This window comes from Agromyces sp. P1_H4 (assembly GCF_056405255.1).
Map to the genome: position 1 here is coordinate 1 of NZ_JBFUCL010000096.1, position 11,152 is coordinate 11,152.

General features: G+C 71.5%; 10 protein-coding genes and 2 pseudogenes. 10 read left to right on the forward strand and 2 right to left on the reverse strand.

All coding sequences use genetic code 11. The features are described from left to right. Together AC1DY2_RS08105 and dapF are read left to right on the forward strand one after the other, a co-directional pair. A pseudogene (locus AC1DY2_RS08105) lies at window positions 1-285 on the forward strand (tRNA (adenosine(37)-N6)-dimethylallyltransferase MiaA); the annotation flags it as partial. Window positions 286-289: 4 nt separating this feature from the next. Then, window positions 290-1,171 (forward strand): diaminopimelate epimerase, encoded by an 882-nt coding sequence (gene dapF, locus AC1DY2_RS08110; RefSeq protein WP_476761954.1) that lies wholly within the window; start codon window positions 290-292, stop codon window positions 1,169-1,171. Between the two features lie 2 nt (window positions 1,172-1,173). Here the strand turns inward: dapF and AC1DY2_RS08115 are convergent, their stop codons facing one another. Then, window positions 1,174-1,785 (reverse strand): class I SAM-dependent methyltransferase, encoded by a 612-nt coding sequence (locus tag AC1DY2_RS08115; protein ID WP_476761955.1) that lies wholly within the window; start codon window positions 1,783-1,785, stop codon window positions 1,174-1,176. 42 nt (window positions 1,786-1,827) lie between these two features. Between AC1DY2_RS08115 and hflX the strand changes: the two genes are divergently transcribed. The 4 genes from hflX (at window position 1,828) to AC1DY2_RS08135 (ending at window position 7,835) form a co-directional block, all read left to right on the forward strand. Next, window positions 1,828-3,357 carry a GTPase HflX gene (gene hflX, locus AC1DY2_RS08120; RefSeq protein ID WP_476761956.1) on the forward strand — a complete coding sequence of 510 codons (1,530 nt, stop codon included), beginning with the start codon at window positions 1,828-1,830 and terminating at the stop codon, window positions 3,355-3,357. Between the two features lie 219 nt (window positions 3,358-3,576). Then, window positions 3,577-4,575 (forward strand): methylenetetrahydrofolate reductase, encoded by a 999-nt coding sequence (locus tag AC1DY2_RS08125; protein ID WP_476761957.1) that lies wholly within the window; start codon window positions 3,577-3,579, stop codon window positions 4,573-4,575. Continuing rightward, window positions 4,572-6,917 (forward strand): 5-methyltetrahydropteroyltriglutamate--homocysteine S-methyltransferase, encoded by a 2,346-nt coding sequence (gene metE, locus AC1DY2_RS08130; RefSeq protein ID WP_476761958.1) that lies wholly within the window; start codon window positions 4,572-4,574, stop codon window positions 6,915-6,917. The genes AC1DY2_RS08125 and metE overlap by 4 nt, the downstream gene beginning before the upstream one ends. Before the next feature lie 150 nt (window positions 6,918-7,067). Next, entirely contained in the window at window positions 7,068-7,835 is a 768-nt protein-coding gene (locus AC1DY2_RS08135; RefSeq protein ID WP_476761959.1) for an alpha/beta fold hydrolase, read from the forward strand. Window positions 7,836-7,865: 30 nt separating this feature from the next. On the opposite strand, the gene lexA is transcribed toward AC1DY2_RS08135, so the two are convergent. Next, window positions 7,866-8,543, reverse strand: a complete 678-nt coding sequence (gene lexA, locus AC1DY2_RS08140; protein WP_309977742.1) for a transcriptional repressor LexA — start codon at window positions 8,541-8,543, stop codon at window positions 7,866-7,868. A 265-nt stretch (window positions 8,544-8,808) separates the two neighbouring features. Here lexA and AC1DY2_RS08145 point away from each other — a divergent pair, with 265 nt between their 5' ends. The 4 genes and pseudogenes from AC1DY2_RS08145 to AC1DY2_RS08160 all read left to right on the forward strand — a co-directional run. Then, a complete protein-coding gene (locus AC1DY2_RS08145; protein WP_476761960.1) occupies window positions 8,809-9,189 on the forward strand; it encodes a LysM peptidoglycan-binding domain-containing protein in 381 nt (126 codons plus the stop codon). A 46-nt stretch (window positions 9,190-9,235) separates the two neighbouring features. Further along, window positions 9,236-10,390 carry a histidinol-phosphate transaminase gene (locus tag AC1DY2_RS08150; protein WP_476761961.1) on the forward strand — a complete coding sequence of 385 codons (1,155 nt, stop codon included), beginning with the start codon at window positions 9,236-9,238 and terminating at the stop codon, window positions 10,388-10,390. A gap of 9 nt (window positions 10,391-10,399) precedes the next feature. Then, on the forward strand, window positions 10,400-11,014 hold the full coding sequence (hisB, locus tag AC1DY2_RS08155; RefSeq protein WP_476761962.1) for an imidazoleglycerol-phosphate dehydratase HisB: 615 nt from the start codon (window positions 10,400-10,402) through the stop codon (window positions 11,012-11,014). Continuing rightward, window positions 11,011-11,152, forward strand: a pseudogene (locus tag AC1DY2_RS08160) (imidazole glycerol phosphate synthase subunit HisH); the annotation flags it as partial. The gene hisB and the pseudogene AC1DY2_RS08160, both read left to right, overlap by 4 nt.

Below are 11,152 nucleotides of genomic sequence, written 5' to 3' on the forward strand. Positions count from 1 at the left end.
CGCATGTGGGAGGACGGACTGCTCGACGAGGTGCGCGAGCTCGTGCCGCGCGGCCTCGAGCGGGGCGTCACGGCGCGCAAGGCGATCGGCTACGCGCAGGCCCTCGCCGAGTTCCATGGGCGGATGTCGCGCGCCGAGGCGATCGCCCAGACGCAGCAGCTCACGCGCACCTACGCGCGCCGGCAGGTCGGCTGGTTCGGCCGCTATCGCGACGCGACCACGATCGACGCCGACGACCTCGCCGCTCGCGGCTCGGAGCTGGCCCGCCAGGCGGCTCTAGACTGATCGGATGCCGTTCGATCTGCGATTCACCAAGGGGCAGGGCACGGGCAACGACTTCGTGCTCTTCAGCGACCCCGAGGGCGACACCGAGCTCACGCCCACGCAGATCGCCGCGGTGTGCGACCGGCGGTTCGGGGTGGGCGCCGACGGCGTGATCCGAGCAGTGCGTTCCCGCAACCTCGACGACGGCGCCGCGGCCCTGTCGGAGGACCCGGCCGCCGTGTGGTTCATGGACTACTGGAATGCCGATGGCACCGTCTCCGAGATGTGCGGCAACGGCATCCGCGTGTTCGTCAGCTACCTCCTCGACCAGGGGCTGGCTGAGCTCCCGGCCGGAGGGGCGATCGCCATCGGTACGCGCGCGGGTGTCCGCACCGTGCGACGCAGCGCCGACGGCTTCCAGGCCGACCTCGGACCGTGGCGCCTCGCCGGCGGCGAGCCGCTCGTGCGGGGCAAGGAGCTGCCGGTGGCACGACCCGGACTCGGCATCGACGTGGGCAACCCGCACGTGGTCGTGGCCCTCGCCGACGACGATGAGCTCGAGGCCGTCGACCTGAACTACCAGCCCGTGCTGGACCCGGTGCCCGAGGCCGGCGCGAACGTCGAGTTCGTGGTGCCCGCCGAGCCGCTCGTCGAGGACGRCATCGGCCGCATCCGCATGCGCGTGCACGAGCGCGGTTCGGGCGAGACGCTCTCGTGCGGCACCGGCGCGGTCGCGTCGGCACTGGCCGTGCGGTACTGGGCCGGATCCGGCGCGCCGAACGACTGGCGCGTGCAGGTGCCGGGTGGCGTCCTGGGCGTGCGCATGTTCGAGGCAGCCGACGGCGAGCATGTCGCCCTCTCGGGGCCGGCGGAGCTCGTCTTCGACGGGGTGCTCACCCTCGCCTGAGTTCAGCGCGCGGTCGCCGCACGGGCAGCGAGCACCCGGAACCCCTTGGATTTGTCCGCTCGTTCGACGTCGAGGCCGAGCTCGGTGGCGATCCAGCGTTGCAGGGACTCCGCCCCGAGGTGCTTGGCGACCACGAGCCAAGCGGTCGCGTCGTCGGCCAGTCGGGGAAGCCAGTGCGCGAGCATGGCGTGCAGCTCCTGCTTGCCGACGCGGATCGGCGGGTTCGACCAGATCGTGGCGAACCGAACGTCATCGGGAACATCCCCGGGCAGCACGGCGTTGACATTGGTGAGGCCGAGGCGGGCCGCGTTGCGACGCACCAGGTCGAGGGCGCGTTCGTTGACGTCCACCGCCCACACCGTGGCATCCGGTGCCTGCATCGCCAGGCTGAGCGCGATCGGTCCCCAGCCCGCACCGAGGTCGAGCAGGTGCCCGGTCTGAGGCGGCGCAGGGACGGCGTCGAGGAGCACGCGGGTGCCCTCGTCGAGATGCTCGGGGCTGAACACCCCGCCGGCGGTGACGAGCTCGACCTCCCGGCCGGCGAGTCGCACACGGATCGTGCGCGTGCCGCCGCCGCTCCGAGGCGAAGGGGAGAAGTAGTGGTCGGAGCCCATGCAAGCAAGTTATCGCACGCGAACGGAAGTAAGGTTGACGAGATGAACGAAGGCGAACGGCACACTGCAGACGACGACGTCGAGCGCGTGCTCCGCAGCGCGGAGAGCCGCGCGGGCGTGGCCAGGTTCGGGGCCGGCGACGCCTCGGCGATCCAGCGCACGGGTTCCGAGGTGACCGGCGACGACTCGCACGACGGCGAGCAGTTCGACCGCGAGGAGCGGGCGGCGCTGCGGCGGGTGAGCGGTCTCTCGACCGAGCTCGAGGACGTCACCGAGGTCGAGTACCGACAGCTGCGCCTCGAGAACGTCGTGCTCATCGGCGTGTACGCGCAGGGTTCGCAGGACGACGCCGAGAACTCGATGCGCGAGCTCGCGGCCCTCGCGGAGACGGCCGGTGCACGGGTGCTCGACGGGCTCCTGCAGCGTCGTCCGCACCCCGACCCGAGCACCTACCTCGGCAGCGGCAAGGCCGAGGAGCTGCGCCACGTCGTGGCCGCGCTCGGCGCCGACACCGTCATCGCCGACACCGAGCTCGCTCCGAGCCAGCGGCGTGCGCTGGAGGACGTCGTGAAGGTCAAGGTCATCGACCGCACCGCGGTGATCCTCGACATCTTCAGCCAGCACGCGAAGAGCCGTGAGGGCAAGGCCCAGGTCGAGCTCGCGCAGCTGGAGTACCTGCTTCCCCGCCTCCGCGGCTGGGGTGAGTCGATGTCCCGCCAGGCCGGTGGCCAGGTCGGCGGCGCCGGCGCCGGAATGGGCTCCCGCGGACCGGGTGAGACGAAGATCGAGCTCGATCGTCGCCGCATCCACTCGCGCATGGCGAAGCTGCGCAAGCAGATCGCCGGCATGAAGCCCGCCCGGGAGGCCAAGCGCGCCAACCGCCGCCGCAACGCCGTGCCGTCGGTCGCGATCGCCGGGTACACGAACGCGGGCAAGTCGAGCCTGCTCAACCGCATCACCGGAGCCGGAGTGCTCGTCGAGAACGCGCTGTTCGCCACGCTCGACGCGACCGTGCGGCGCAACACCACCACCGACGGCCGGGTCTACACGATCGCCGACACCGTCGGGTTCGTGCGCAACCTGCCGCACCAGCTGGTCGAGGCGTTCCGTTCGACGCTCGAGGAGGTCGGCGACGCCGACCTGATCGTGCACGTCGTCGATGCGGCGCACCCCGACCCCGCCGGGCAGATCGCCACCGTGCGCGATGTGATCGGCGAGGTCGGCGCGCGCGACGTGCCCGAGCTCATCGTCTTCAACAAGGCCGACCTCGTCACCGAGGAGGACCGGCTCGTGCTCCGCGGACTCGAGCCGAACGCCGTGTTCGCGTCGGCGCGCACCGGCGAGGGCATCCCCGACGTGCTCGCGGCGATCGAGCGCATGCTGCCCGACCCCGCGGTCGAGGTCGACCTGCTCGTGCCGTACGACCGCGGCGACGTGGTCTCGACGCTCCACGAGGCCGGTCGCGTCCTGTCCATCGAGTACGTCGAGGAGGGCACCCGCATCCGGGCGCTCGCCTCGCCCGAGCAGGCCGGCCAGCTCGCGGAGTTCGACTCGGCATCCGTGCCTGCCTAGGTCGTGCCGCCGGTTCCCTGTCACCTCGCGTCATAGTGGGCGCATCCGCGTGACGGAGGCGTATCGTCGCTGGTGATCGTCGGTGCACGGCCGGATGCCGGGCACCTGGAGCGACCGCCGAGCCCGGCACCCGCCCGCGACACCCACCCGCCGATCCGGCCGGGGGACGCGGCCTGCCGCGCCTTCGCCGAACGGCACGCGACGCCACGCAGGAGCACCATGGCCCAGACCGGACCGGACGCCGGAGGCGCGGACTGTCGGGACCGCCCGCCGGTCTCCTTCGAGCTGTTCCCGCCCAGGACGGATGCCGCTGCGCTCGCGCTCGGTCGCACGATCGACAAGCTCGCCGAGGCGCACCCCGCGTTCATCTCGGTGACGTTCGGCGCCGGCGGCTCGTCGCGCGACCGTTCCCTGACCGTGCTCCGCTACATGCTCGAGCACACCGACGTCGAGCCGATGGCGCACCTCACCTGCGTGGGCTCCTCGCATGCCGAGGCCAACCGCCTCGTGCGCGAGTTCCTCGACGCGGGCATCACGAGCTTCCTCGCGCTGCGCGGTGACCCGCCCGCGGGTGCCGATGCCTCTCCCGACGCCGGCATCGGCGACCTCGACAGCGCCGCCGAGCTGGTGCAGCTCATCCACCGGGTGCAGGAGGAGCGCGAGCCCTTCGGCCAGGTCGGCATCCCCGGCCTGCCCGGCGTCAGGCAGATCGGTGAGCGGCCGAGGCCCGAGCGCGTCGCGGTGGCGACGTTCCCCACGGGACATCCGCGATCGCGTGGGGTCGCCCAGGACGTCGACACACTGCTCGCCAAGGAGATCGCAGGAGCCAACCTCGCCATCACGCAGCTGTTCTGGCGCGCCGAGGACTACCTCGGCTTCGTCGACCGGGCCCGCGCCGGCGGGGTGACGATCCCCATCCTGCCCGGCATCATGCCGGTCACCACGCCCGCCCGGCTCGCCCGGCTCACCGAGCTCACAGGCGTCGAGCCGCCGGCGTCCCTCACGATCGACCTCGAGATCGAACCGGATGCCGCGGCGCAGGCCGAGCTCGGCATCGACTTCGCCACCCGGCTCGCCGCCGACGTGCTTGCGGGCGGCGCACCGGGCCTCCACCTGTACACCTTCAACCGCCATGAGGCCGTGCTCGACGTGCTCGACCGGCTCGGGATCGGCGTCAACGACCGACTCRTCAACGAGAGGAACACCACAGAACGATGACCGCACACTCCTTCCCCACCGGCACGATCCTGGGCTACCCGCGCATCGGGCGCCGCCGCGAGCTGAAGAAGGCCGTGGAGGCCTTCTGGTCAGGCGCGATCGACGCGAGCGGGCTCGAGGCCGCCGCCGCCGACCTCCGTGCGGCGACGCGCGAGCGCCTCGCAGCCCTCGGCCTGGGCCGTGACGACTCGTCCATCCCCGAGTCGTTCTCCTACTACGACCAGGTGCTCGACGCCGCGATCGCGGTGGGCGCCGTGCCCGAGCGCTTCCGCCGGCTGCAGGACGAGTCGGGCCGCGTCGACCTCGCCGGGTACTTCACCATCGCCCGCGGCGAGGGCGAGGACGCGCCGCTCGAGATGACGAAGTGGTTCGATTCGAACTACCACTACCTCGTTCCCGAGATCGGGCCCGACACCGCGTTCTCCCTGCACGCCGACCGGATCCTCGCAGAGTTCGCCGAGGCCAAGGCCGCCGGGTTCCTCACCCGCCCGGTCATCGTCGGACCCGTGACCTTCCTCCTCCTCGCGAAGGCCGCCGATGGCGCCCCCGAGGGCTTCCGGCCGATCGACCGCCTCGCCGACCTGGTGCCCGTGTACGCGGCGCTCCTCGCCGAGCTGCGGGCAGYCGGTGCCGCGTGGGTGCAGCTCGACGAGCCGGCGCTCGTGAGCGAGAGCATCGACGAGTCGCGCGACCGGATCCTCGAGGCGATCGGCCAGGCCTACGACGCGCTGGGCTCCACCGAGCAGCGCCCGTCGATCTTCGTGGCTGCGCCCTACGGCGCGCTCGGCGACGCGCTTCCCGCGCTGGCGGCCGCGCCCGTCGAGGCCATCTCACTTGACCTCGTGCGCGGCACCGCGCCCGAGCAGCTCGACCCGGCGACCGAGGAGTCGCTGGCGTCGAAGACCCTCGTCGCGGGCGTGGTCGACGGCCACAACATCTGGCGGGGCGACCTCGCGCACGCGTTCGAGCGGGCCGACGCGCTCCGCTCCTTCTCGGGCGACGTGGCCGTCTCGACCTCCACCTCGCTGCTGCACGTGCCGCACGACGTCGAGGACGAGTCCGAGCTCGACCCGCGCCTCGTGAGCTGGCTCGCGTTCGCCGACCAGAAGGTCGCCCAGGTCGCGACGTTGGCACGGGGGCTCGCCGAGGGACGCGACGCCATCGCGAGCGAGCTCGACGCGGCATCCGCGGCCCTCGCCGACCGTGCCGGTGCGCCCGGGGTGCGCGTGCCCTCGGTGCGTGCACGACTGGCCGGCCTCGCCGATCGCGACTTCGCCCGTGACGAGTACGACGAGCGGGTCGCCGCCCAGGAGTCGCTCGACCTGCCCGAGCTGCCCACCACGACCATCGGATCGTTCCCGCAGACGGCCGACATCCGTCGTGCGCGCGCACGCCTGCTGAAGGGCGAGTTGACAGATGCCGAGTACCGCGGGCTCATGCGCGAGGAGATCGAACGCGTCATCCGCCTGCAGGAGGAACTGGGTCTCGACGTGCTCGTGCACGGCGAGCCCGAGCGCAACGACATGGTGCAGTACTTCGCCGAGCTCCTCGACGGGTTCGCGGTCACGCAGCACGGTTGGGTGCAGTCCTACGGATCGCGCTGTACGCGCCCGTCGATCCTGTGGGGCGACGTCTCCCGTCCGGCGCCGATGACGGTGGAGTGGTCGACGTACGCCCAGTCGCTCACCGAGAAGCCGGTCAAGGGCATGCTCACCGGTCCGGTGACGATCCTCGCGTGGTCGTTCGTGCGCGACGACCAGCCGCTCGGCGACACCGCGCGCCAGATCGCGCTGGCGCTGCGCGACGAGATCGGCGATCTCGAGYAGGCCGGCATCCGGGTCATCCAGGTCGACGAGCCGGCGCTGCGCGAACTGCTCCCGCTGAAGCTCGCCGACCAGCCCGCCTACCTCGACTGGTCGGTCGGCTCGTTCCGGCTCGCGACGGGCGGCGCCGCTGCGGCGACGCAGGTGCACACGCACCTCTGCTACTCGGAGTTCGGCGTGGTCATCGACGCGATCCGCAACCTCGACGCCGACGTGACCTCGATCGAGGCCGCCCGCAGCCGCATGGAGGTCGTCGACGACCTGTCGACGAGCGGCTTCGACCACGGCATCGGCCCGGGCGTCTACGACATCCACTCGCCGCGCGTGCCGAGCGCCGCCGAGGTGCAGTCGCTCCTCGAGCGGGCGGTCGCGGAGATCCCGGCCTCCAAGCTGTGGGTCAACCCCGACTGCGGGCTCAAGACCCGCGGCTACGACGAGACCGTGGCGTCGCTTGAGCACATCATCCAGGCGACCCGCGCCGTGCGCGCCGAGCTGCCCCAGCCCGCGCTCGCGAAGTAGGGCGAAACGCACGCCGGTCGGATGTCGCGAGCTCGCGGCATCCGACCGRCGTCGTCGTTCAGCGCGACGTCGCACGGCGCGTCGTCGCACTCGGGGGATCCCCATGTGCCGCCCGGGCAGCCCACAGGTGCGACCCGTACGGTCGACGTCATGCGACTCGCAGTGCACGAATCCGGCGATGGTGCCAAGACCGCCGTGCTGATCCACGGGATCATGTCCGATTCACGGGCCTGGCACCGGGTGACGGCAGAGCTCCACGCGCACGGATATCGGGTGCTCGCGGTCGACCTCGCCGGGCACGGTCGCAGTCCCCGGGCGCGTCGATACTCGCCGGCGGCCTGGGCGCACGACGTCGTGGAGACGCTCGAGCCGATGCTCGACCGGGCGCCCGACGTGGTAATGGGCCACTCGCTCGGCGGCCTCGTCGCGAGCCTCGTCGCCGACCGCCTGGCGCCCCGGGCGGCCATCTACATCGACCCGGCGTTCTCGTTCCCCACCGGCGTCAAGGGCTGGGCGTTCAAGGCGTTCTTCGCCATGGCCCCGCGGCCCCGGCGGTCGGCACTCGTGCGCATGAACCCCCGCTGGAGCGCGGTCGACGTCGACATCGAGGTCGCGACGCTTCGCGACTGGGACAAGCGGACCATCCTCGGATTCCTCGACACGAGGCCGCTCGTGCCGCCCGCCCGGCTGGTGGCGCCCAGCCTGGTCGTGCTCGCCGAGAAGAGCCTCCTGATCACCGAGCGCGTCGCCGCGCAGATGCGGAGCCGGGGGATGACCGTCGCGACCGTGAGGGGAACCGGTCACACCGTGTTCCGCGACGACCACGCAGGCTTCATGGACACCGTGGTCGGGTGGCTGCACGGGCTCGGTGCACCGGCCACCAAGGCCGCGACGCGCCGAGTGCTCACGGCCGCCTGACCGAGAGCTGCAGGGTCTGCCGAACCCTGGTCAGACCGCGCGGAGCACGGCGACGACCTTGCCGAGGACCTCGGCCTGGTCGCCGAGGATGGGCTCGAACGCGGTGTTGCGGGGGAGCAGCCACGTGTGGCCGTCGCGCTGCCGGAAGACCTTGACGGTCGCCTCGCCGTCGAGCATGGCCGCCACGATCTCGCCGTTCTCCGCGGTGCGCTGCGATCGCACCACGACCCAGTCGCCGTCGCAGATCGCCGCATCGATCATGGAGTCGCCGACGACCTTGAGGATGAAGAGGTCGCCCTTGCCGACGAGCTGACGGGGGAGGGGGAACACCTCGTCGATCTGCTGCTCGGCGGTGATGGGGATGCCGGCGGCGATGCGCCCCACCAGGGGAACCATGGCGGCGTCGCCCACCTGCACGGGCTCGCCCGCCGAGGCGTTGCGTCCTGGCGCCCCGGGCAGCTCGATGAGCACCTCGAGGGCTCGGGGACGGTTGGGGTCGCGCCGGAGGTAGCCGGCGAGCTCGAGCTGGTTGAGCTGGTGCGTCACGCTCGACAGTGAGGAGAGTCCCACCGCATCACCGATCTCGCGCATGCTCGGCGGATATCCACGGCTCGACACGGAACGCTGGATGACCTCGAGGATCGCGACCTGCTTCGCGCTCAGGCTCTTGCGGCGGCGTTGGCCGCCCGCCGTGCGCGTTCCGTCGATGTCGGTGCTCAACGTCTCCGCCCCTCGTTGCGACCTCGCGGCCGGATGTCGGTGGTGTCTGATCGACTGTGTTCGAACATTCGAAACTGTATCCGGCAGATGTCGGTGCGGCAAACATTCGTTCGAGTGTGTCGCGCAATTCGGCGGCACCACACACGACGAGTGGATGCTTGCAGCTTCGAACATTCGAAGATATATTCGGAACAGAGCTTCGCATCCGGCCCTCCCGGCCGAGGGCCGGATGCGACTCATCAGGAGGTGTGAGATGAGTGCAGTGATCGTAACGAACCGGCTCGGCACTTCCGTGCGCCCGCAGCCGATCGAGGCCCCGGCCGCCACCCGGCTTCGCCTGACCCGTCGGGGAAGGGCGGTCTTCACGGGGCTGGCGTCGCTCCCGTTGGTGGTCTGGGCGCTGGTCGCCGTCCTCGGTTCCGGTGGCGCGGCGGCCGATTCGGGTGCCGCACGGGCAGCGACGTCGTTCGAGTACGTCACGATCGGCCAGGGCGACTCGCTGTGGGCCCTTGCCGAGTCCCTCGCGCCGCAGGGAGATCCGCGTGAACTCGTCGACGAGATCATGCGACTCAACGGCCTCGACGACGCGGTCGTCGAGCCGGGCCAGCGGCTCGCGCTTCCCGTCGTTCCGTGACGTCACGGGGCCGTGGCGCCTGCCACCGCGTGGCTAGCATGGACTGGTGACGAGCCTCGACGACCTGCCCATCCGCGACGATCTCCGCGGCCGCACGCCGTACGGCGCACCGCAGAAGACGGTGCCCGTCGCCCTGAACGTCAACGAGAATACGCATCCGATCCCCGAGGACGTGGCGCACGACATCGTCGCGCGGGTCGCCGCGGCGATCCTCAGCCTGAACCGGTATCCCGACCGCGAGTTCACCGCGCTGCGTCGTGCGCTGGCGGACTACCTGGGCCATGGACTCGACGTCGACCGAATCTGGGCGGCCAACGGGTCGAACGAGGTGCTGCAGCACATCCTGCAGGCGTTCGGGGGCCCGGGCCGCTCGGTGCTCGGATTCGCACCCACCTACTCGATGTACGGCCTCCTCGCGTCGGGCACCGGCACGCAATGGATCACCGCAGGGCGCGACGACGACTTCGAGCTCAGCCCAGAGACCGCCGTCGCGGCCATCCGTGAGCACGACCCCGACGTCGTGCTGCTCTGCGCGCCGAACAACCCGACCGGCACGCCGCTGTCGCTCGACACGATCACGGCGGTGGCCGATGCCGCGCGAGGCATCGTGGTGGTCGACGAGGCGTACATCGAGTTCGCCGACCCCGGCACGCCGAGCGCCCTGACCCTGCTCGAGGGGCGGCCGAGGCTGCTCGTCTCGCGCACCATGAGCAAGGCCTTCGCGTTCGCCGGCGCGCGGGTCGGCTACCTCGCCGCCGACCCTGCCGTCGTCGATGCCCTGCGCCTCGTGCGCCTCCCGTACCACCTCTCGGCGCTCACGCAGGCCGCGGCGCTCGGCGCCCTCGCGCACTCCGGCGAGATGCTCGCGATGGTCGACGAGATCCGCGGGCAGCGTGAGCGCATCGCCACCGAGCTGGCCCGCCTCGGATTCCGCCCCTACCGCAGCGGGGCGAACTTCGTGCTGTTCGGCGGAGTCGACGACCCGCACGCGGTGTTCGAGGCGCTCCTCGAACGGGGGATCCTCATCCGCGAGATCGGCCTCCCCGGATGCCTCCGCGTGACGGCCGGCACCGAGGCCGAGACGACGGCGTTCCTCGAGGCGATCGCGAACTTCGCACCGGCCGGTTCGCCCGCGAGTGCGGCAGCGTCACCGGCCCACGCGACGGCCTCCTCGGCGAACCCCGCATCGGCCCCCGAATAGGATGACGGCATGACCACTCCCGGCGCACCGCGCACCGCCCGCGTGCAGCGCGAGACGAGCGAGTCCAGCATCGACCTGTCGGTGAACCTCGACGGCACGGGCGTGAGCGACATCGAGACCTCGGTGCCGTTCTACGACCACCTCCTCACGGCATTCGCCAAGCACTCGCTCACCGACCTCACGGTGCGGGCGCGCGGCGACATCGAGATCGACGTGCACCACACCGTGGAAGACGTGGGCATCGTGCTCGGGCAGGCCATCCGCGAGGCGCTCGGCGACAAGCGCGGCATCTCGCGATATGGCGACGCCCTCGTGCCCCTCGACGAGGCCCTCGCGCAGGCCGTGGTCGACATCTCCGGACGCCCATTCCTCGTGCACTCGGGCGAACCCGCGGGCTTCGAGTTCCACCTCATCGGCGGTCACTTCACGGGTTCCATGGTGCGCCACGTCTTCGAGGCCATCGCGTTCAACGCCGGCCTCACCGTGCATGTCACGGTGCTCGGCGGTCGCGACCCCCACCACATCGCCGAGGCCGAGTTCAAGGCGTTCGCGAGGGCGTTCCGGCAGGCGAAGGCGCTCGACCCGCTCGTCACCGGCATCCCGTCGACCAAGGGCGCGCTGTGACGGGTGCGAAGCGCGTCGTCGTGCTCGACTACGGCTCGGGCAACGTGCACTCGGCCGCCAAGGCGCTCGAACGCGCGGGCGCCGAGGTGCAGGTGACCGCCGACCGGGCCGCCGCCCTCGAGGCCGACGGCCTCCTCG